This is a genomic window from Pseudomonas sp. GD03944 (assembly GCF_029839275.1).
Lineage (GTDB): Bacteria > Pseudomonadota > Gammaproteobacteria > Pseudomonadales > Pseudomonadaceae > Aquipseudomonas.
Genome location: NZ_JAOCAH010000001.1, coordinates 732402 through 753536, shown reverse-complemented (window position 1 = coordinate 753536; position 21135 = coordinate 732402). Strand labels below are relative to the sequence as shown.

Sequence of the window (21135 nt, the reverse complement as noted above, 5' to 3'; positions counted from 1 at the left end):
CCCTCATGTTTCGTACCCCTGTGATTTTCCTGTGTGCCTGCGCGCTGCTGGCCGGCTGCGCCTCGCAGAACCCCTATGACCAGAGCGCCCCAAGCAGCAACCGCACGGCCACCTATGGCGGTCTGGGCGCATTGGCCGGCGCCGCTGCCGGTGCGCTGATCAACCACGACAACCGCGGCAAGGGCGCGCTGATCGGCGCGGCGGTGGCCGGTGCCGCTGGCGCTGGTTATGGCTACTACGCCGACAAACAGGAGGCTGAGCTGCGCCGCAGCATGGAAGGCACCGGGGTCGAGGTGCAGCGCCAGGGCGACGTGATCCAGCTGATCATGCCGGGCAATATCACTTTCGCCACCGATTCGGCGGAGATCGCCAGCAGCTTCTACACGCCGCTGAACAACCTGGCCAACTCGTTCCGCCAGTACAACCAGAACGATATCGAAGTGGTCGGCCACACCGACAGCACCGGCGCCCATGCCTACAACATGACGCTCTCGCAACGCCGCGCGCAAAGCGTGGTGACCTACCTGCAGGCCCAGGGCGTCGATGCCACTCGCCTGAGCTCCCGTGGCATGGGGCCGGACCAACCGGTGGCGAGCAATGCCACCGCCGATGGCCGCGCGCAGAATCGCCGGGTCGAGGTGACCCTGCGGCCGTCGCAGGGTGTGCAATAGCCGACGGATTTGCGCCAGGTATCAGCCAGCCCGGCCACGGGCTGGTAAGCTCGGCTGGAACTTCGGACGCCTGTCTGGTTCGAAGCTCTCGGCGCGAAGCGCGACATGCGAACAACTGTTAAGGAATTCCCTATGAAGAACTGGCGTAATCTGACCGCCCTGGCTGTCGGTGTGGCTCTGTTGGCCGGCTGTACCACCAACCCCTACACCGGTGAGAGTCAAGCGGGCAAGGCCGGCATCTACGGTGGCGTTGGCGCGGTGACCGGCGCGGTCATCGGTGCGGCCACTTCCAGCAAGAAGGACCGCGGCAAGGGCGCCCTGATCGGCGCCGCCGTCGGTGGTGCCGCCGGTGGTGGCTACGGCTACTACGTCGACACCCAGGAAGCCAAGCTGCGTCAGACCCTGCAAGGCACCGGCGTTCAGGTGCAGCGCAATGGCGATGACCTGAAGCTGATCATGCCGGGCAACATCACCTTCGGCAGCAACTCGGCTGACATCTCCAGCAGCTTCTACCCGACCCTGAATTCCCTGGTCCTGGTGTTCAAGGAGTTCAACAAGAACGGCGTGAACATCGTGGGTCACACCGACAGCACCGGTTCGCTCGAGCTGAACCAGAACCTGTCGAACCGTCGTGCCCAGAGCGTGGCGTCCTACCTCAGCGCCAACGGCGTGGCCGGTTCGCGCATCTCCGCCTACGGCGCCGGTCCGAGCCAGCCGATCGCCAGCAACGCCAACGAATCGGGGCGTGCACAGAACCGTCGGGTCGAGATCAACCTGCGTCCGCTGTAAGCATTGCCTCTGCGTTGAAGAAGCCCCCGTCAGGGGGCTTTTTTGTGCCTGTTCGTGGCGTTGCTAGCAGATGGCTATCCGGCAGGGGGCGGCTAGACTGAGTGAAAACAGGTTGTCGGCGATGCCCGGATGCGGCCCGGGACAGGCCAGGAAAGGCAGCGTGCCGTGCTGGGCATGAGACCGCGGCAGTGGAAGGGGAGACAACTTGGGGCAACTGCAGGAGGAGGTCCAGGTGATCCTGGTCGTGGATGACCAGCGTGACAACCTGGAGGCCATGGAGGAGTTGCTGGAGGGCGGCAACTGGCGGGTGCGCTGCGTCGAGTCCGGTGCAGAAGCCCTGCAATGCCTGGCCGAACACGAGGTGGGGCTGGTGCTGTTGGATGTGCACATGCCGCACATGGATGGCTTCGAGGTGGCGCGCTGCATGCGCAGCGACCCGCGCACGCGTTTCACGCCGATCATCTTCATCACCGGGCTGGCCCAGACCGCCGACATGCTCGACGAGGGTTACATCGCCGGTGCGGTGGACTTCATCGCCAAGCCGGTGCAGCCCACGGTGTTACGGCACAAGGTCCAGGTGCTGCTCGAGCACGAGCGTTACCGCAGCGGTTTGCTGCGCCTCACCCGGCAGCTGGAAAGCGCCCGGGCCTTCAACGCCTCGATCCTGGATAACACTGCCGAAGGCATCATGGTGGTGGGGGAGGACGGTCAGGTGCGTTTTGCCAACCCGGCGATCACGCGCATGCTCGACTGCTCGATCCACGACCTCAAGGGCAGCGAGCTGCTGAACTGGATCGCCACGCCCCATGCGGTGCACTGGCAGCAATCCGAGTTCTACCTGCATTGGCAGCGCCAGGACACCCTGCGCCTGCACGACGCCAGCCTACGCACCCTGGATGGTCGGGTCATTCCGGTGACGCTGTCCTGCTCACCCTTGCCGGGGGACCAGCAGGCCATGGTGCTGCTGGCCCTGGACATGACCCGGGTGCGCGACCTGCACCAGCAACTCGAGTCCCTGGCGATCACCGATGCGCTGACCGGCCTGCTCAACCGGCGCGGTTTCGTTCGTGAATTGCAGGCGGCCATCGCACGCAGCGAGCGGGCCGAGCAACTGACGGCGGTGTTGTACCTGGACCTGGACGGTTTCAAGCAGATCAACGACAGCCTGGGGCACGAGACGGGTGACCAGCTGCTGCGCTGGGTCAGCGACCAGCTGCGGGCCATCCTGCGGCCCTACGATCGCCTGGCGCGCATCGGCGGGGATGAATTCACGGTGATCCTCGACAGCCTGAACAGCCCGGACGATGCGGGCTGTGTGGCGGAGAAGCTGATCGAGCAGTTGTCCCGCCAGTACGACCTGGAGGGCGAGGTTTTCCACCTGGGGGCGAGTATCGGCATCACCTTCCTGCCGGGTAGCGGTGGCACCGTGGAGGATGTGCTGCGTGCCGCCGATGCCGCGATGTATGCCGCCAAGCGCAGTGGCCGGCGGCAGTTCCGTTTCAGTCCGGGGCCTTCGCAGCCCGTTACCTGACGGCCTCAGCTGGCCGGGTTGGTCTGGTGCAGGCGAGCCAGTTCGGCGTCCTTCTCTTCCCAGAGCCGGTTGACCCATTGCTGGAAGGCCAGGCGGTAGGTTTCGTCCTGGTCGTAGTTGCGGCCGATGAAGTCGGTCGGGATCGGCAGTTCCTGAATGTTCACCACCACGTTGTCGATCTCGCCGCTGAGCAGCGCCCAGAAGCCCGGGTTGCCCTGGGGGTAGTGGATGGTGACGTTGACGATGCTGTTCAGTTGCTCGCCCATGGCGTCGAGCACGAAGGCGATGCCACCGGCCTTGGGTTTGAGCAGGTACTTGAAGGGCGACTTCTGCTCGGCGTGCTTGGCAGGGGTGAAACGCGTGCCTTCGAGGAAGTTGAAGATGCCCACTGGGCTGTTGCGGAACTTGGCGCAGGTGCGGCGCGTGGTTTCCAGGTCCTTGCCCTTTTTCTCCGGGTGCTTGGCCAGGTACGCCTTGGAGTAGCGCTTCATGAAGGGGAAGCCCAGCGCCCACCAGCACAGGCCGATCACCGGCACCCAGATCAGCTCCTGCTTGAGGAAGAACTTCAGCGGGCGGATCTCGCGGTTGAGCACGTACTGCAGCACCAGGATGTCCACCCAGCTCTGGTGGTTGCTGGTGACCAGGTAGGAGTGCTGGTAGTCCAGGCCCTGCAAGCCGTTGACCTGCCAGCGGGTCTTGCCCACCAGGTCCATCCACACCTTGTTGCCGCTGACCCAGGATTCGTGGATGAAATTCATCCAGACGTCGAGCACGCGTTGGGCGGCGGCGAAGGGCAGGCAGATCTTGAAGAAGGTCACGGCGAACAGCGGCCAGCACCAGAACAGGGTGTTGAGGGCGAGCAGGCTGGCACCGATCGGGCCGCGCAGGGCGGCAGGCAGAATGTGCAGCATGGGGGCAGATGCCTCCAGAAATGGGGCCGGGGCCCTGTCTTGTGTTCATGGCCCGCGGTTTCTACCGAGGGGCGTTCGGCGCACAGATTACCGACTGTTCGATGAACTTCAAGCCTTTCCAAATGCTGGTGATCGCGGCATATAGCCGCTTGATGGCGTCGTTTCGTTCCGTAGAGCCGCTCCGGTATCGCGCAGGCGGGCAGGTCCGGGGACCCGCCCGCCAGGCAATCAGCTCGGCAGGTTGGCGGCCTGGATGGCGGTCAGGGCGATGGTGTAGACGATGTCATCGACCAGGGCCCCGCGGGACAGGTCGTTCACCGGCTTGCGCAAACCCTGCAGCATCGGGCCGACGCTGACGCAGTCGGCGCTGCGTTGCACCGCCTTGTAGGTGGTGTTGCCGGTGTTCAGGTCGGGGAATATGAACACCGTGGCACGCCCGGCCACCGGGCTGTTCGGTGCCTTCTGCCGGCCGACGCTTTCGATGGCCGCGGCGTCGTATTGCAGCGGGCCGTCCAGGGGCAGGTCCGGCGCCTGTTGCCGGGCCAGGCGCGTGGCTTCACGCACCTTCTCGACTTCCTCGCCGCTGCCGGAATCGCCGGTGGAATAGCTGAGCATCGCCACCCGCGGCGGAATGCCGAAGGCCACCGCCGAGGCGGCGCTCTGCACGGCGATTTCCGCCAGCTCGGCAGCGCTCGGGTCCGGGTTCACGGCGCAGTCGCCGTACACCAGCACCTGGTCCGGCAGCAGCATGAAGAACACCGAGGACACCAGGTTGTAGCCCGGTGCGGTCTTGATCAGCTGCAGGGCTGGGCGGATGGTGTTGGCGGTGGTGTGGATGGCACCGGACACCAGGCCATCGACCTCGTCCAGGGCCAGCATCATGGTGCCCATGACCACGGTGTCTTCCAGCTGGGCGGCAGCCATCGGCGCGTTCAGGCCCTTGCCTTTGCGCAATTCCACCATGGGCTCCACGTAGCGCTCGCGGATCAGGTCCGGGTCGAGGATTTCCAGGCCCGGCGGCAGCTCGATGCCCTGGGCCTTGGCCACGGCGTGCACGTCTTCGGGCTTGGCCAGCAGCACGCAGCGGGCAATGCCCCGGGCCTGGCAGATGGCAGCAGCCTGCACGGTGCGCGGTTCGCTGCCTTCCGGCAGGACGATGCGTTTGTCCGCGGCCTTGGCGCGCTGCACCAACTGGTAGCGGAAGGCCGGTGGCGACAGGCGCAATTCGCGCGGGGTGCCGCAGCGCTTGCCCAGCCATTCGTGGTCGATGTGGCTGGCGACGAAGTCGGCGACCTTCTCGGCGCGCTCCTTGTCGTCGACCGGGATTTCCTTGTTCAGGCGGTTGAGGTTGGTGGCGGTGTCGTAGGAGCCGGTGCTCACGGTCATCACCGGCAGGCCGGTCTGCAGGGCGCCGCGGCACAGTTCCATGATGCGTGGGTCGGGGGCGAAGTCGCTGCACAGCAGCAGGCCGGCCAGGGGCATGCCGTTCATGGCGGCCAGACTGGCGGCGAGGATGATGTCGTCGCGATCGCCCGGCGTCACCACCAGGGTGCCGGGCTTGAGCAGTTGCACGGTGTTGGCCACGGCGCGGGCGCAGAGCACGATCTTCATCATGCGCCGCTGCTCGTAGTCACCGGCATTCAGCACCCGGGCGCCGAGCAGGTCGGCGATGTCACGGGTGCGCGGGGCGTTGAGTTCTTCCTGCCAGGGGATGCAGCCGAGCAGGCGGAAATCGTCGGTCCTGAGCAGCGGGGTGAGTTCCTTCAGGCGATCGGCGAAGGCTTCGATGCCGTCGTCGCTGCGGATCTTGTTGAGGATCACGCCGAGCACTTTCGGGTCTTTCGGGCCGCCGAACTGTTGGGCCTGGATTTCCACCCGGTCGCATAGCTCGCTGAGGGTTTCCTGCTCCGGCGCCGACACCAGGATCACGTCGGCGTCCAGGCTCTTGGCCAGGTGGAAGTTGACCCGGGCCGCGTAGCTGGCCTGGCGCGTGGGCACCATGCCTTCGACGATGACCACGTCCTTGCCGGCCGCGGCCTGCTGGTAAAGGCTGATGATTTCTTCGAGCAGTTCGTCCAGGTGGCCGTCGCCGAGCATGCGCTCCACGTGGGACAGGCCCAGGGGCTTGGGCGAATGCAGGCCGTGGGTGCGCGCGATCAGTTCGCTGGAACGCTCCGGGCCGAGATCGCCGGGGTGCGGTTGGGCGATCGGCTTGAAGAAGCCGACCTTGAGGCCGGCGCGCTCCAGCGCCCCGACCAGCCCGAGGCTGATGGAGGTGAGGCCGACGCCGAAACCGGTGGGGGCAATGAAGAATGTGTGCATGGAATCTCCGTTAGGGCGGCTGGCACGGCGCACCGTGCCGCTCGGTCAGGCGCTCAGCAGCGCCAGCGTGTCCAGGGCGATCTGGCGCTCTTCGTTGGTCGGTACCACCAGCACGCGCGGGTGCCCCTTGGCGTGGATCGGACCGCCGATGCCGCGGATGGTCCGGGCGTTGGCCTCGCTGTCGAGCGTCAGGTTGAGCAGTTTCAGGTGGGCCACGGTCTTGCTGCGGATCAGCGGCGAGTTCTCGCCGATGCCGCCGGTGAAGATCAGCCCGTCGAGCGTGGACAGGGCGCAGCTCATGGCGGCCAGGGACTTGGCCAGGCGGTAGCAGAACACCTCGATGGCCAGGGTGGCGCCAGCGTGGCCCTGGTCGCGGGCCTGTTCCAGGCTGCGCATGTCGTTGGACAGGCCGGACAGGCCCTGCAGGCCGCTTTCTTTATTGAGCAGGGTGTCGATCTGCTCGAGGCTCCAGCCCAGGGTGCGAGCCAGGTGGCTGTGCAGGTTGGGGTCGACATCGCCGCTGCGGGTGCCCATCACCAGGCCTTCCAGGGGCGTGAGGCCCATGCTGGTGTCGCGGCTCTGGCCGTTGACGATGGCGCAGGTCGAACAGCCGTTGCCCAGGTGCGCCACCAGCCAGCTGCTGTCGCCGATGGACAGGCCTGCCAACTCGGCGGCGCGGTGGCTGACGAAGCGGTGGCTGGTGCCGTGGAAGCCGTAGCGGCGCACGCCGTGCTGGCGGTACAGGGATTCCGGCAGGGCGTAGCGGAACGCGTGTTCGGGCAGGGTCTGGTGGAACGCGGTGTCGAACACCGCCACGTGCGGCAGGTCCGGGTAGACCTTCATCGCCGCTTCGATGCCCAGCAGGTTGGCCGGATTGTGCAAGGGCGCCAGCGGTGCGGTGGCGCGAATCGCCCGCAGCGCGCTGTCGTCCAGGCGGCTGGCGCTGGTGAAGTGTTCGCCGCCATGCACCACGCGGTGGCCGATGCCGTGCAGCTTGCCGCCCGCGGCGCCCTGCACCAGCGGCAGCAGTTGGGCGAGGGCGCTGCGATGGTCGCCGTTGGGCATCATCAGGCTGTCGCGCTCACCGCCGCGCTGCCAGTGCAGCACGGCGTCGGGGCCGCCCAGGCGCTCGGCCAGGCCGCTCAGGGGGAATTGCGAGTGGGCTTCGTTGACCAGGGCGAACTTGATCGATGAGCTGCCGCAGTTGATCACCAGAATGTTGCGTGCCGGCATTTATGATTCCTTATCGTGACTACCTGAAAGCGTGTCGGCCTCGGCCGCGCACCAGCCGCAGGCGAACGGCTGGCCAACCTGGGCGCGTCGCCTGGCGGGGTCGATGACCCACTCGCGATTCTGCCAGGGCGGCTGATGACGCAGGTGTTGAGTATGGCCGCAAGACAAGACTGCCACCCAGTGGCCGTCCTCGTCCTGACGAAAATCAAGCACGCGCACCGCGCCAGCGTCTGGCTGGGCGTCTGCGCGCGGTGTCGCAGGCCGTCCGTCAGTGCTTGGTTCGCTTTCGCGCGCACCCTTGGTTAAACTTGTCCGTTCATTATTCCTATGCAAAAGGTCTCGCCCCATGCTGATCGCCGCCAACAAGGCTGTCTCCATCGACTATACCCTGACCAACGATGCCGGTGAGGTGATCGACAGTTCCGCTGGCGGCGCGCCGCTGGTTTACCTGCACGGCGCAGGCAACATTATCGCAGGTCTGGAAAAGGCCCTGCTGGGCAAGCAGGTCGGTGACGAGCTGGACGTGGCCGTCGAGCCGGAAGAAGCCTACGGCGAATACAGCGCTGAACTGGTCGCCACCCTGAACCGTTCGATGTTCGAAGGCGTCGACGAGCTGGAAGTCGGCATGCAGTTCCACGCTTCCGGCCCGGACGGCGGCATGCAGATCGTCACCATCCGCGAGCTGGACGGCGATGACGTGATCGTCGACGGCAACCACCCGCTGGCCGGCCAGCGCCTGAACTTCAAGGTCAAGGTCGTCAACGTGCGTGACGCCAGCTCCGAAGAAGTGGCCCACGGTCACATCCACGGTGAAGGTGGTCATCACCACTGATCCAGCAGCCGTATGGCGGTAACGCAATTCGACTTATGGTCGTGTTGCACCGGCCGTCTGCTGCTAAGCTGAGTCAAAGAAAGGCGCCTTTTCAGGCGCCTTTTTTATCCGCTGCGCGCAACCGCAAACGTTTCCTAGGAGTCACGTCATGAGTGCCTTTCACGATCTCAATCTGCGTGCGCTGGATGGCCAGGACCTGCCGTTGGCGCCGTTCAAGGGGCAGGTCGTACTGGTGGTGAATGTCGCGTCCAAATGCGGCTTGACCCCGCAGTACGCCGGGTTGGAAAAGCTGTACCAGCAATACCGTTCCCAGGGGTTCACCGTGCTCGGCTTGCCGTGCAACCAGTTCGCCGGCCAGGAGCCCGACAGCGAAGAGGCGATCCGTGAGTTCTGCAGCCTCAACTACGGCGTGACCTTCCCCCTGGGCAGCAAGCTGGAAGTCAACGGCCCGGGGCGCCACCCGCTGTACCGCCTGCTGGCGGGCGAGGGCGCCGAGTTTCCCGGGGACATCACCTGGAACTTCGAGAAATTCCTGGTCGGGCAGGACGGCCGCGTGCTGGCGCGTTTCTCGCCCCGTACCGCGCCGGATGACCCGGCGCTGATCCAGGCCATCGAAAAGTCCCTGAGCTGATTCGCCAAGGCCATAACCGCCAAGGCTGCGGCCATTCCCTCGCGGGGGCTTGTAGGCCTTGGCCCATGGCGGCTTAATCGGGCGATCTTGTGAGGATCGCCGCCCATGACGCTTTTTCCCACCGATACCCCGCCGACATCGCCCGCCGCCTTGCGCGCGCTCATCGAGAGCCGCCGCGCGGTGCGCCGTTTCACCGCCGAACCCGTGCCCGACAGCGTGGTGCGCGACTGCCTGGAACTGGCGGTGCTCGCCCCCAACTCCTGCAACCTGCAGCCCTGGAGCTTTCAGGTGATCCGCGACCCGGCGCTGCTGGCGCGCCTGCACCCGGTGTGCATGAGCCAGAACGCGGCCAAGGCGCCGCTGATCATCGCCGTGCTGGCGCGCCCGGACACCTGGCGGCAGGCGTGTGCGAACATCGTCGAGCACTGGCCGGAGCCCGAGGTGCCGGCCCGTGTCCGCCACTTCTACGCCAAGACCGCGCCGTTCCAGTACAACCAGGGGCCGCTGGGCGTGCTGGGCTTCTTCAAGCGCCAGTTGCTGCGGGTGGCGGCGTTGCGCAAACCGCTGATGCGCGCACCCAACAGCCATGGGCAGATGCGCCTGTGGGCGGTGAAGTCCACGGCGCTGGCGGCGCAGAACCTGATGCTGGCTTTCCAGAGCCACGGGTATGCGACCTGTCCCATGGAGGGCTTCGACGAGGTGCGCTTGCGCCGTGTCCTGGATATACCGCGCCAGGCCATTCCGATCATGCTGCTGGCGGTGGGGCGCCAGGGTGAGAAGGGCGTCTACAACCCGCGGCTGCGTTTTCCGCTGGAGCAGCACGTCACCTGGTTGTGAGCCGCGCTTGTGGCGCTCAATCACGGGCATCAATAGTACTGGGCGATCCTAGACGACCGGTCATATGCTCGGCGCCATGAACAGCAACCGACTCGACAAGCGCGACCTGATCCTTGCCAAAGGCGCGGAAGTGATGACCCGCCGTGGCTACCACGGCGCCGGTGTGCAGGAGATCGTCCAGGCCGCCAGCGTGCCCAAGGGCTCCTTCTACCACTACTTCGCCAGCAAGGAAGACTTCGCCCTGCAGGCCCTGCAGCACGTCTACGGACCGCGCCTGCAGCGCTATGCCCAGGCCCTGGCCCATCCGGCGGCGAGCCCGCGCGAGCGCATCCTCGGCTACTACGCCGAGCTGGTGGAGCATTTCTCGCGCCAGGAGAAACTCGAATACCACTGCTTCATCGGCAGCCTCAGTTTCGAAATGGCCGAGCTGTCGCCGAGCCTGGGGGCCGAGGTCGATGCGATCCTGCAACGCTCCGCCGATATCCTCCAGGCCTGCCTGGAAGAGGCCCAGGCCCAGGGCGAACTGCCGGCCGACGAGGATTGCCGCAACCTGGCAGGCTTCATCGCCAATGCCTGGCAGGGCGCGCTGACCCGACTCAAGGTCGCCAGCAACACCCGCGTGCTGGACGATTTCATGCTGCGTTTGCAGCGCCTGCTCCACGCCTGACCGACCCCTTTAGCGAACATGACGATCGGCCCGTCGGCCGACAGAGGAATGATGATGAATGATCCGGTAAAAGCGCTGTTCCAACCGTTCAGCCTCGGCGCACTCGAACTGCCGACCCGTGTGGTGATGGCGCCCATGACCCGGTCCTTCTCGCCTGGCGGCGTGCCGAACAGCAAGGTCATCGAGTACTACCGCCGTCGTGCGGCGGCGGGCGTCGGCCTGATCGTCACCGAAGGCACCACGGTCGGCCACAAGGCGGCCAACGGCTACCCGAACGTGCCGCGCTTCTACGGTGAAGACGCCCTGGCCGGCTGGAAGAAGGTGGTCGACGCGGTGCACGCCGAAGGCGGCAAGATCGTCCCGCAGCTGTGGCACGTGGGCAATGTGCGCAAGCTGGGCACCGAGCCGGATGCCAGCGTGCCGGGCTATGGCCCGAGCGAGAAGCTGAAGGACGGCAAGGTCGTGGTCCACGGCATGACCCAGGACGACATCAAGGAGGTGATCGCCGCCTTCGCCCAGGCCGCCAAGGATGCCCAGGCAATCGGCATGGACGGCGTGGAAATCCACGGCGCCCACGGTTACCTGATCGACCAGTTCTTCTGGGCCGGCAGCAACCAGCGCACCGATGAATACGGTGGCGACCTGGCCCAGCGCTCGCGCTTCGCCATCGAACTGATCCAGGCCGTACGCGCGGCCGTGGGCCCGGACTTCCCGATCATCTTCCGCTTCTCCCAGTGGAAGCAGCAGGACTACAGCGCCCGCCTGGTGGAAACCCCGGAAGCCCTGGGCGCGTTCCTCAAGCCGCTGGCCGACGCTGGCGTGGATATCTTCCATTGCTCGACCCGCCGCTTCTGGGAGCCGGAGTTCGACGGCTCCGACCTCAACCTGGCCGGCTGGACCCGCCAGTTGACCGGCAAGCCGACCATCACCGTGGGCAGCGTCGGCCTGGACGGCGAGTTCCTGCAGTTCATGGTCAACACCGACAAGGTGGCCGAGCCGGCCAGCCTGGAGAACCTGCTGGAGCGCCTGAACAAGCAGGAATTCGACCTGGTGGCGGTCGGCCGTGCACTGCTGGTCGACGCCGACTGGGCCGTGAAGGTCCGCGACGGCCGCGAGCAGGACATCCTGCCGTTCAGCCGTGAGGCCCTGATGAGCCTGGTCTGAACCCGATCCCCGGCGTGCCGTACCCCGGCACGCTCCTTCGAAGCCCCGGTACCCCCGGGGCTTTTTTTCGTCCGTAGGGTGGGGTGGCTTGTGTAGGAGCGGGCTTGCCCGCGAGCGTTGTTTTTGGGATCGATGCAGGCGCCCAGGAAGCGCGCGGTCGGTCGTCAGGGCAAGGTACGGCCAGCCGGCAACTCCTGGGGTGGGAGAATCGCGCTGCGCAGGTGGTGCTCGAACAGCTCGACGATCGCCGGCCAGCCTTGCCGGGCGGCATGCTGGCGTGCATTCAGGCGGACGCGGCGCAGGGTTTCCGGGGTTTCGAGCAGCCAGCAGGCGGATTCGATGAAGCCGTATTCGTCGTCTGCGCTGGCCAGGGCACCGTTGTGCCCCGGGTGAATGTGCTGGGCGGCGGCCGCCTGGTCGAACGCCACCACCGCCAGGCCGGCGGCCAGGGCTTCGAGCACCACGTTGCCGAAGGTCTCCGACAGGCTGGGGAAGATGAACAGGTCGCCGCAGGCGTAATGCGTTGCCAGTTCCTCGCCCCGCTGCAGCCCGCAGAAGATGGCGTCCGGCAGTTGCTGCTGGAGGCTGGCGCGCTGCGGGCCGTCACCCACCAGGATCAGTTTCAGGATGCGTTGCGGGTAGCGCGCCTGCAGCGCCCGAAAGCTGCGGACCAGCAGGCCGAGGTTCTTTTCCACCGCCAGGCGGCCCACGTGCAGGACGGCGATGTCGTCGTCCTCGAGGCCCCATTGCCGGCGCAGCTCGGGGGAGCGCCTGCTCGGGTGGAACAATTGCCCGTCGACGCCGCGGGCCAGCAGTTCCAGGCGCTCGAAACCGCGGCGCTCCAGGTCGATCTTCTGGCTGACGCTGGGCACCAGGGTGATGCGCGTGCGGTTGTGGAACCAGCGCAGGTAGTTGGTCATGGCCCGGGTCAGCAGGCCGACCCCGTAGTGCCCGGTGTACTGCTGGAAGTTGGTATGAAAGCCACTGACCACCGGAATGCCCAGGCGCCCGGCGGCGCGCAGAGCGGACAAGCCCAGCAGGCCCTCGGTGGCGATGTACAGCACGTCCGGGCGTTGGCGCTTCCAGCTGCGCAGCAGCTTGTGCAGGGCCGACTGTCCCCATTGCAGCCCGGGGTAGCCGGGCAGCGGCCAGCCGCGGGTCAGGAGCAGGTGCTCATCGCTCTTGCGCCCGTTGTCGATATCCTGGCGGGGGCGCACCAGCTGGACCCGGTGGCCCTTGTTGCGCAGCCCGTCGACCAGGCGGCCCAGGGTATTGGCCACCCCGTTGATTTCTGGCGGGAAGGTCTCGGTGATCAGGGCGATGGACAGCGAGGATGTGCTCATGACGGCAGTGTGCGCCGCCGCCATGTAGCAACTGTGACGATTGGGTGGCGTTATTGTGACGCGCGATCAGCCGCGCTCACGCACCCAGAATAGCGTGGCGCCGGCCACGGCAGCCGGCATCATCACGATATTGACGAAAGGGATCAGCAGCGCGGCGTAGGTGGCGCCGCCAAAGCCCAGGCTCTGCCAGCGCTTCTCGCGCAGCCAGGCGAGCATGTCCTGCCAGCTCATCTTGTTGTTGTCCGCCGGGTAGTCGATGTACTGGATGGCCATCATCCACACGCCGAACAGCAGCCACAGCGGCGCGGCGACCAGGTTGACCACCGGGATGAACGAGAGGATCAGCAGGCCGATGGCCCGGGGCAGGAAGTAGGCCAGCTTGCGCGCCTCGCGGCCCAAGGTGCGCGGCACCATGGCGGCCAGTTCGCCCCAGCTGAACGGCGGGAAGTTGTCTTCGCCGCGCACCACCACCTCGACCTTTTCCGCGAGAAAGCCGTTGAACGGCGCGGCGATGATGTTGGCCAGCATGGTGAAGGTGAAGAACACCATCAGCAGCACCAGCACCACGAACAGCGGCCACAGGATGTATTCGAGAAAGCCCAGCCAGCTCGGCAGGCTCGGCATGAAGGTGTCGACCCAGCCGCCGAATTGCTGCAGGGCGAGGCTGATCAGGCCCACGAAGAGGATCAGGTTGATCGCCAGGGGCAGCAGCACGAACAGGCGCAGGCCAGGGCTCAGGACCAGTTTCAGGCCCTCGCCGAGGTATTGCGGGCCGGACAGGACGGGAGCGGGCATGGGGTTCTCCAGAGTTGATCGTGCGCCGACCTTACCGGCTTTGCGTGACAGGGGAAAGCCCGTGACACGGGCCATAGGGGCCGTCTATGCCGCGGATTGGCAAAGGGTATTTCCGTAATCCCGGGCGTCTGGGTAACGTTCGCCGCATGTTCCACACCCGTTTATCACTTTGCGGGGCGTCCCCTTTCTGAACGCCTTCCCCTGGCACTCGGATCGCCCCTTTTTATTCGTACCGGTACGCCGGTTGGAGGTCTCAGTCATGTCAGCATCCCGTCACGCTCGCGTGATCATTCTCGGCTCCGGGCCTGCGGGCTACAGCGCAGCGGTGTACGCCGCACGGGCCAACCTCAAGCCGTTGCTGATCACCGGGCTGCAGGCCGGCGGCCAGCTGACCACCACTACTGAAGTGGACAACTGGCCGGGCGATGTCCACGGCCTGACCGGCCCGGCGCTGATGCAGCGCATGCAGGAGCATGCCGAGCGCTTCGAGACGGAGATCGTCTACGACCACATCAACGCCGTGGACCTGGCGGGCAAGCCGTTCATGCTGATCGGCGACAGCGGCACCTACACCGCCGACGCGCTGATCATCGCCACCGGCGCCAGCGCCCGTTACCTGGGCCTGAGCAGTGAAGAGGCGTTCATGGGCAAGGGCGTCTCCGCCTGCGCCACCTGCGACGGGTTCTTCTACCGCAACCGCGATGTGGCGGTGGTGGGTGGCGGCAACACGGCCGTGGAAGAAGCGCTGTACCTGGCCAACATCGCCAGCACCGTGACCCTGGTGCACCGCCGCGATACCTTCCGCGCCGAGAAGATCCTGCAGGACAAGCTGCAGGCGCGGGTTGCCGAGGGCAAGATCATCCTCAAGCTCAATGCCGAGGTGGACGAGGTGCTGGGTGACGCCATGGGCGTGACCGGCGTGCGGGTGAAGAACAGCGATGGCAGCCTCGACGAGCTCAAGGTCGACGGCCTGTTCGTGGCCATCGGGCATACGCCGAATACCTCGCTGTTCGAGGGCCAACTGGCGCTCAAGGACGGCTACCTGGTGGTCAACGGCGGCCGCGACGGCAATGCCACCGCCACCAGCATCCCGGGCGTGTTCGCCGCCGGCGACGTGGCCGACCACGTGTACCGCCAGGCGATCACCTCGGCCGGCGCCGGCTGCATGGCGGCACTGGACGTGGAGCGCTACCTGGACGGGCAGTGATCGGACGGGGCGTCATCCACCCTGCGAACAGTCCGTCGCCTGGGTCGAGCGGAGCGACACCCGGGCGGTAGCCGTCCCCGTAGGAGAGGCTTTGGCCTCGAGCTCGGCGGTGCTGGCTTGGCGTTGATCTGACGGCGTGAGCGAAAAGCTCGCGGGCAAGCCCGCTCCTACAGGGTGCGTAGCCTGGGTCGAGCGAAGCGATACCCGGGGATAGGGGGCTGTAGGAGGGGCCTCGGCCTCGAGCTCGACGACCTATGCCTCGCGGCGATCCGAGCGGGTGAAGAAAAGCTCGCGGGCAAGCCCGCTCCTACAGGGGGCGTAGCCTGGGTCGAGCGAAGCGACACCCGGGGATAGCGGTCCTCGTAGGAGAGGCCTTGGCCTCGAGCTCGACGACCTATGCCTCGCGGCGATCCGAGCGGGTGAAGAAAAGCTCGCGGGCAAGCCCGCTCCTACAGGGCGCGTAGCCTGGGTCGAGCGAAGCGATACCCGGGGATAGGGGCCTGTAGGAGAGACCTTGGCCTCGAGCTCGGCGGTGGTTGCCTGGCGTTGATCTGAGGGCGGGAGTGAAAAGCTCGCGGGCAAGCCCGCTCCTACAGGGAGCGTAGCCTGGGTCGAGCGAAGCGACACCCGGGGATAGCGGTCCTCGTAGGAGAGGCCTTGGCCTCGAGCTCGACGACCTATGCCTCGCGGCGATCCGAGCGGGTGCAGAAAAGCTCGCGGGCAAGCCCGCTCCTACAGGGGCGCAGTTGGTCTGGTGACGGCCCGTGTGGGGATCAAGCAAGCATCATCCACCCTACACCTGAAATGAAAACGCCCCGGATCGGTAGCTGCCGATCCGGGGCGTTTTTGTTCAGCGAGGGCTCAGTCTTTGCGGGCCAGGGCGATCTGGGTGAAACGCACGCCTTCCAGGCCGGTGCGCATCAGGGCGCGGATGTTGGCGTGGTCGCTGCCGTCCGGGGTGGCCAGCACGCTGCGGTAGTGTTCGCCGAAGCAGAGCAGGGCTTCCTGGTCGCTGAAGCCCTCGATCAGGGCCAGGCCCAGGGTCTTGCAGGAGCCTTCGTTCTGCCCGGCGGCGTTTTCCACGCTGCCGTTGGTGAAGGCGCTGGGCTGGTACAGGTAGTGCTGGGCAACGAAATCCAGGGTTTCGGCGAAGGCGAACTGCTCGTCGTGCAGGCGCGCGCGGAAGGTGTTCAGGTCACTCATGTTTCTTTCCCTTGTCGAAGGCGGCCTGCTGCTCGGCAGAGGCTTCCTTCTGGTATTTGGCTTTCCACTCGGCATAAGGCATGCCGTAGATCTCTTCACGGGCCTCGTCCGGGCTGACCTGCACGCCGATGTCATCGGCAGCAGCCTTGAACCACTTGGACAGGCAGTTACGGCAGAAACCGGCGAGGTTCATCATGTCGATGTTCTGCACGTCGGGGCGGCTGCGCAGGTGTTGCACCAAGCTGCGGAAGGCCGCAGCTTCGAGTTCCAGGCGTTCTTGCTCGGTCATGGCGATGCTCTCGAATACAGGCTGGGCATGGTGCCGGCGATGATAAGAGGCTGCTGGCGTGGCGGCAATGGCCCGGCGCGCTGTGCGCCGGGTGACCCGCCATGCGGTCAGCGGTGGCCGGCGAGGGTGATCGACACCGACTCGGCGAAGCGCAGGGCGTGGGGCTTGTCGACCTCCACCTCGGCGTAGCGCACGGCCGGGTTGACCATGACCAGGTCAAGGATTTCTTGGGTCAGGCGCTCGAGCAGGGCGAAGCGGTTGCCTTCGACGTGCTGGATGATGGCCTTGGTGATGGTGCGGTAGTTCAACGCATGCTCGATGTCGTTGTCGCGGACCGCTTCCACCGCCGGGTAGAGAATGGTCAGGTTGATCAACACGTCCTGCTTGTTGTCGATCTCCTCTTGTTTGATTCCGATATAGGTGCGCAGACGCAGGTCCTTGACCCGAATCCGTGCCATCCCAGGTTCCAGGCGTGGCATAACTTACGTGCTCCGTCCAATCAGCTGCAGGAATTCAAGGCGAGTGTTACACGATTCGCGGAACGCGCCGAGCATCACCGACGTGTTCATCGACGAATTCTGCTTTTCCACCCCGCGCATCATCATGCACATGTGCCGCGCTTCGATCACCACCGCCACGCCGGCGGCCTGGGTAACCTGCTGCACCGCCTCGGCGATCTGCCGGGTCAGGCTCTCCTGGATCTGCAGGCGCCGGGCGTACATGTCGACGATGCGCGCCACCTTCGACAGCCCCAGCACCTTGCCGGTGGGGATGTAGGCGACATGGGCCTTGCCGATGAAGGGCAGCAGGTGGTGCTCGCACAGCGAATACAGTTCGATGTCGCGGACGATGACCATCTCGTCGTTGTCCGAGGCGAACAGCGCGCCGTTGACCACCTCGTCCAGGCTGGTCTGGTAGCCATGACACAAATACTGCATGGCCTTGGCCGCGCGCTCGGGCGTGTCCAGCAAGCCTTCACGCTCGGGGTCTTCGCCGATGCCGAGGAGGATCGCGCGGTAGTGGTCGGGTAATGCACGGGCCATGGTTGTGTCCTCACCGCCTGCCTTACTTGAGGTGGCGGCCGCCATTCACGGTCAGGGTGGTCCCTGTGACGTACGGGTTGTCGAGCAGGTAGCGCAGGCTCTGGTAGAGCACATCGGGCCCAGGCTCGATGCCCAGGGCCGACTTGTCCAGGGCCTTGGCGCGGTAGGCGGCATCGTCCTCGGGGTTGAACATCAGCAGAGCCGGGGCGATGCCGTTGACCTTGATCCGCGGGGCGAAGCGGGCCGCGAAGGACAGGGTCAGGTTGTCCAGCCCGGCCTTGCTGGCACAGTAGGCCGGGCGTTTGGCACTGCCCTTGCGCGCCACGTCGTCGCTGATGTGGATGATGTCCGCTGGTGTGCTGCGCTGCAGCAGGTCGGCGCAGTGCAGGTTGATCAGGTAGGGCGCGAGCATGTGCACGCTGAACAGCGCCTGGAACGCGGCGGCTTCATCGCCCGGCGTTTCGGTCAGCCAGTCCGAGGCGTTGTGCACGATGGCGCGCAGGCTGTCGGTGTGGCCTTTCAGTTCGGCGATGAAGGCGAGGATGCCGTGCTCGCTGGAAAAGTCCGCCTGCAGCACCAGGGCGCCCCGTTCGCGCAGCGTGGCCAGGCCCGGCCGGTCGCTGCGGTAGGTGACGATCACGCTGTGGCCGTCATCGAGCAGGCGTTCGGCGCAATACAGGCCGACTCGCTGAGCGGCGCCGGTGATCAGGATCGGAGCGGGGGAGGCGCTCATGGTGAACTCGCAGGAACAGGGAAGGGCAATGCGCCAGCGCGGCGCCGTGGAAAGGACGTTAACCCAGCGCGTGCAGCGCTACAACCATGCGGGGCGTGGGGCTACTGCGCCAAGCGCCAGCCGGCGAGCGACCTGCCCGGGAGCAGGCCCGCCCGCGCGGTGGTCAGCGGCTGCCGGCGGTGCTGGTGGTGCGGCGCAGCAGGCGCTGTGAGGTGCCTTGCAGCCAGGGGGCGAGCAGGCGGGTGGCCAGGGGGATGAACAGGTAGGTCATCAGCGGCGTGAGGGCCAGGGTGCTGAGCAGCACGCGGGTGACCAGCGACAGGTCCGACAGCGAGCTGCCGAACAGCAGGTTGAACGCCAGCGACACCGGGAAGAACGCCAGCCAGATGGCGATGGTCTGCTTCCAGCGCGGCGGCTGCCGCGTGGCGCTGCCAAACCAGCTGTCGAGGCCGGTGATGCGCTGCTCGTGCGGTTGGGCGAACAGGCCGCTGCCACGGGCCAGCCAGGCTGTGCGCGAGGCCGAATGTTCCCAGGCGGCGAGGGTCTGTTCGTCGGCGAAGCGGAAAACGATCTGGAATTCATCGTCGCCAGGGGGCGGGGCGAGCACGCCGGAGCCCAGGTAGCCGGCGAAGTCGGTGGCCAGTTGCTCACCTTCGCGCAGCCAGGTCATGAAATCGTGATAGCGGCCGTTGGCGACACGGCGCGCCACCATCAGGGTGACGGGTTCTGCAGACATTGTGTATCTCCAATGAGTCTCGCGCATGGCCGGGGTGTGGCGACGCGCTCTTGCCGCTCGGGGTGGTGAGGGGCAGGAAAAGACAGGCAAGGATTATTCCGTTTTTTGCGAAATAAGCCAGTCCGGCATCTGGCCGCGTATCGGTTTCATGTAGCGCGTTCAGGTGCCTGGGCGGCGCCCCCATACAGGTCGCTGGGGCGACCGGCTGCACCGGCAGGGGGCACGCGGCGCTCGGCGATTGACCAATGTCATGGCAAGTGCGGATTTTCTGCCCGTCAAGGCGGTGACGGGGCGATTGCTGGGTTACACTGCTGGCTCATGTCTCCCCCATGGCGTTTCCGACTATGCACGATCTCTCCGGTACGTCGTTCCTGACTTCGGATGCGCTCAAGCAGGAAGAACTGTTCCCCATTCGCGAAGTGTCCCGGCTGACTGGCGTCAATCCGGTCACCCTACGCGCCTGGGAGCGGCGCTATGGTCTGATCCAGCCGACACGCGCCGACAGCGGCCACCGCCTGTATTCGCAGTCGGATGTCGAGGCGGTGCGCAGCATCCTGGCCTGGATCGAGCGGGGCGTGGCGGTCAGCAAAGTGGGCAAGATCCTCGCCAAGAGCAGCTCGCCCAAGGTGGCCGTGTCGCCGCTTTACGAGAACGTGTCGTCGGGGGAGTGGGGTGAATGGCAGACCCAGCTGCGTCGGGCCATCAGCGCCTTCGACGAAGGCCGTCTCGATCGCCTGTATGGCCAGGTGTTCTCCAGTTATCCGCTGAACGTGGTGTTCCAGGACATCCTCATGCCGCTCTGGCAGGAACTGCTGATCCGCCAGGAAGAGTTCGGCCAGACCAGCGAATGGCTGTTTTTCGATACCTTCCTGCGGGCCCGCACCCTGCAGCGTTTGCAAATATCCCGTGCCGAGGTCGATGAGTTCGTGTTGCTGGCGCCCATCCCCGGGCATTGCCGCGAATTGGAACTGCTGGTCGCCGGCCTGCTGCTCAGCAGCCCGGACCTGGCGGTCAACCTGCTGGGCATGGGCCAGCCGCTGTCGGAACTGACCCTGGTCTGCGAAAAGATCCAGCCGTTGGCGCTGGTGCTGTTTTCCAACCATCCGCCCAGCGAAGACCTGCCGCGCCAGCTCACGCGCCTGGCCTTGGCCCTGGAGTGCCCGCTGGTGCTGGCCGGTGATGGTTCGGATCTGGCCGAGGATTCCCTGAGTGGCTCGCCGATTGCCTGCCTGGGCAACGAAGGCCGCCTGATGCAGCGCCGCCTGCAGCAGTTTCTGGCAGGCCATCTCGACACCTGACGGCCAGCGATTGCCGTCCGTCGACTTGCCAATCGTGCATTTTGAGCTATACAGAATCTATACACGGTGAGTGTGTTGTATAGCTGCGAGCTGATTTCCTGCCGCGTTCGGACGTGCTCGTTCTTTTTTCAGGACGTCTGCCGGGCCCGCTAGCCATCACGACTGCGCAACCCGATAGCCACGCTTCCCCTGTTTTCTGGCTATCGGTTTTTTATCTGAACATTTGGTCCCTGAAAGCATTTGACCCGCCTGGTGGCGGGTCTTTTTTGCGTGGGATTCGGGCTCAGGCCTTGTGGGCGTGGGGATGCAGTTCGCGGTGGCGCTGGTAGATGAATTGCTGGAGGCGCTCGTGGCCCCGCTTGTCCAGCGGCTCCAGGCTATAGGCCAAGAGGCCGTCGAGGGTTTCGCGCACCAAGGTGCCTTCGATGGCGATGGGCTTCTGCTCGATCAGCGGCAGGATCAGGCTGAAGCGTTCGGGCGCTTCGCCCTGGCCGCGGTACTCGACCAGCAGGCCGCTCATGGAGATTTCATGCACCAGCAGGTCGCTGGGTTTCGAGTTGCGCTGCCGCAAGGCCACCGCCGGGGCCAGCGGCAGGCGCCAGGCGCGGGGGGAGGGGCCTTCGTCGAAAATCTGCGGAATGCCGAGCTCCAGGTGCTGGATGTGCTCGGCGTCTTCGATCAGGTGGGCGGTAAAGGTCAGCCGGTGGTTGGCAAAATGCGCATCGATGGTCAGCTGTTCGTTGGCCGCGCAGTGCGCCAGCAAGGCCTTGAGCGGCCCGCCGGCATCGACTTGCAAGTTCTCCATCGGCTTGGGCTTGGGAGCGGCCGACGGCGTATTGAGGTGCTGGATAAACTCCAGCTCCGCTTGCGTGAGGAGCGGTTGCTCTAGCATGGTCGTGT

23 protein-coding genes are annotated in these 21135 nt (G+C 65.8%); 10 read left to right on the top strand and 13 right to left on the bottom strand.

What is annotated here, in order from left to right:
• Window positions 1–5: 5 nt before the first annotated feature.
• From N5C28_RS03685 to N5C28_RS03675, 3 genes are all read left to right on the top strand, one after another.
• Window positions 6–671, top strand: coding sequence for an OmpA family protein (locus N5C28_RS03685; RefSeq protein ID WP_279820268.1), 666 nt, complete (start codon window positions 6–8; stop codon window positions 669–671).
• Between the two features lie 132 nt (window positions 672–803).
• Window positions 804–1460, top strand: a complete 657-nt coding sequence (locus tag N5C28_RS03680) for an OmpA family protein (protein ID WP_279820265.1) — start codon at window positions 804–806, stop codon at window positions 1458–1460.
• A 205-nt stretch (window positions 1461–1665) separates the two neighbouring features.
• Window positions 1666–2991: a diguanylate cyclase gene (locus N5C28_RS03675; protein WP_279820263.1), complete on the top strand. Its 1326-nt coding sequence runs from the start codon at window positions 1666–1668 to the stop codon at window positions 2989–2991.
• 5 nt (window positions 2992–2996) lie between these two features.
• Here the strand turns inward: N5C28_RS03675 and N5C28_RS03670 are convergent, their stop codons facing one another.
• The 4 genes from N5C28_RS03670 to N5C28_RS03655 all read right to left on the bottom strand — a co-directional run bounded on the left by N5C28_RS03670 (window position 2997) and on the right by N5C28_RS03655 (window position 7835).
• A complete protein-coding gene (locus N5C28_RS03670) occupies window positions 2997–3902 on the bottom strand; it encodes an acyltransferase (protein ID WP_279820261.1) in 906 nt (301 codons plus the stop codon).
• Window positions 3903–4130: 228 nt separating this feature from the next.
• Entirely contained in the window at window positions 4131–6224 is a 2094-nt protein-coding gene (gene pta, locus N5C28_RS03665) for a phosphate acetyltransferase (RefSeq protein WP_279820258.1), read from the bottom strand.
• 45 nt (window positions 6225–6269) lie between these two features.
• Window positions 6270–7457, bottom strand: a complete 1188-nt coding sequence (locus N5C28_RS03660; protein WP_279820256.1) for an acetate kinase — start codon at window positions 7455–7457, stop codon at window positions 6270–6272.
• Window positions 7458–7835 carry a DUF3565 domain-containing protein gene (locus tag N5C28_RS03655; protein ID WP_279820254.1) on the bottom strand — a complete coding sequence of 126 codons (378 nt, stop codon included), beginning with the start codon at window positions 7833–7835 and terminating at the stop codon, window positions 7458–7460. It abuts the gene before it with no gap.
• Between N5C28_RS03655 and N5C28_RS03650 the strand changes: the two genes are divergently transcribed.
• The 5 genes from N5C28_RS03650 to N5C28_RS03630 all read left to right on the top strand — a co-directional run bounded on the left by N5C28_RS03650 (window position 7804) and on the right by N5C28_RS03630 (window position 11588).
• Entirely contained in the window at window positions 7804–8289 is a 486-nt protein-coding gene (locus N5C28_RS03650) for a peptidylprolyl isomerase (RefSeq protein ID WP_279820252.1), read from the top strand. The two genes, N5C28_RS03655 and N5C28_RS03650, sit on opposite strands and share 32 nt — an antisense overlap.
• A gap of 148 nt (window positions 8290–8437) precedes the next feature.
• A complete protein-coding gene (locus tag N5C28_RS03645; protein WP_279820250.1) occupies window positions 8438–8920 on the top strand; it encodes a glutathione peroxidase in 483 nt (160 codons plus the stop codon).
• 105 nt (window positions 8921–9025) lie between these two features.
• Window positions 9026–9757, top strand: coding sequence for a nitroreductase family protein (locus N5C28_RS03640; protein WP_279820249.1), 732 nt, complete (start codon window positions 9026–9028; stop codon window positions 9755–9757).
• Between the two features lie 76 nt (window positions 9758–9833).
• The gene (locus N5C28_RS03635; RefSeq protein ID WP_279820247.1) at window positions 9834–10424 is read left to right on the top strand and encodes a TetR/AcrR family transcriptional regulator; all 591 of its coding nucleotides are present in this window, start codon (window positions 9834–9836) and stop codon (window positions 10422–10424) included.
• 54 nt (window positions 10425–10478) lie between these two features.
• Complete coding sequence (locus N5C28_RS03630) at window positions 10479–11588, top strand: NADH:flavin oxidoreductase (RefSeq protein WP_279820244.1); 1110 nt, start codon at window positions 10479–10481, stop codon at window positions 11586–11588.
• Between the two features lie 164 nt (window positions 11589–11752).
• Here the strand turns inward: N5C28_RS03630 and N5C28_RS03625 are convergent, their stop codons facing one another.
• Window positions 11753–12955, bottom strand: coding sequence for a glycosyltransferase family 1 protein (locus N5C28_RS03625; RefSeq protein ID WP_279820242.1), 1203 nt, complete (start codon window positions 12953–12955; stop codon window positions 11753–11755).
• Between the two features lie 42 nt (window positions 12956–12997).
• The gene (cysZ, locus tag N5C28_RS03620) at window positions 12998–13726 is read right to left on the bottom strand and encodes a sulfate transporter CysZ (protein ID WP_279820240.1); all 729 of its coding nucleotides are present in this window, start codon (window positions 13724–13726) and stop codon (window positions 12998–13000) included.
• 259 nt (window positions 13727–13985) lie between these two features.
• On the opposite strand from cysZ, the gene trxB reads away from it, so the two are divergent.
• Entirely contained in the window at window positions 13986–14933 is a 948-nt protein-coding gene (gene trxB / locus N5C28_RS03615; protein WP_279820237.1) for a thioredoxin-disulfide reductase, read from the top strand.
• Window positions 14934–15794: 861 nt separating this feature from the next.
• On the opposite strand, the gene N5C28_RS03610 is transcribed toward trxB, so the two are convergent.
• The 6 genes from N5C28_RS03610 to N5C28_RS03585 form a co-directional block, all read right to left on the bottom strand.
• On the bottom strand, window positions 15795–16136 hold the full coding sequence (locus tag N5C28_RS03610) for a HopJ type III effector protein (protein ID WP_279820235.1): 342 nt from the start codon (window positions 16134–16136) through the stop codon (window positions 15795–15797).
• Window positions 16129–16425, bottom strand: coding sequence for a DUF1244 domain-containing protein (locus N5C28_RS03605; protein ID WP_279820233.1), 297 nt, complete (start codon window positions 16423–16425; stop codon window positions 16129–16131). The genes N5C28_RS03610 and N5C28_RS03605 overlap by 8 nt, the downstream gene beginning before the upstream one ends.
• Window positions 16426–16532: 107 nt before the next feature.
• The gene (gene folX / locus N5C28_RS03600) at window positions 16533–16904 is read right to left on the bottom strand and encodes a dihydroneopterin triphosphate 2'-epimerase (RefSeq protein WP_279820232.1); all 372 of its coding nucleotides are present in this window, start codon (window positions 16902–16904) and stop codon (window positions 16533–16535) included.
• Window positions 16905–16907: 3 nt separating this feature from the next.
• Complete coding sequence (gene folE, locus N5C28_RS03595; protein WP_279820230.1) at window positions 16908–17468, bottom strand: GTP cyclohydrolase I FolE; 561 nt, start codon at window positions 17466–17468, stop codon at window positions 16908–16910.
• Window positions 17469–17490: 22 nt separating this feature from the next.
• A complete protein-coding gene (folM, locus tag N5C28_RS03590) occupies window positions 17491–18201 on the bottom strand; it encodes a dihydromonapterin reductase (RefSeq protein WP_279820227.1) in 711 nt (236 codons plus the stop codon).
• A gap of 163 nt (window positions 18202–18364) precedes the next feature.
• A complete protein-coding gene (locus tag N5C28_RS03585; RefSeq protein ID WP_279820222.1) occupies window positions 18365–18937 on the bottom strand; it encodes an antibiotic biosynthesis monooxygenase in 573 nt (190 codons plus the stop codon).
• A 344-nt stretch (window positions 18938–19281) separates the two neighbouring features.
• Here N5C28_RS03585 and N5C28_RS03580 point away from each other — a divergent pair, with 344 nt between their 5' ends.
• Window positions 19282–20235, top strand: coding sequence for a MerR family transcriptional regulator (locus N5C28_RS03580; RefSeq protein WP_279820217.1), 954 nt, complete (start codon window positions 19282–19284; stop codon window positions 20233–20235).
• A gap of 283 nt (window positions 20236–20518) precedes the next feature.
• On the opposite strand, the gene N5C28_RS03575 is transcribed toward N5C28_RS03580, so the two are convergent.
• A complete protein-coding gene (locus N5C28_RS03575; protein ID WP_279820213.1) occupies window positions 20519–21127 on the bottom strand; it encodes a PilZ domain-containing protein in 609 nt (202 codons plus the stop codon).
• Window positions 21128–21135 lie beyond the last annotated feature (8 nt).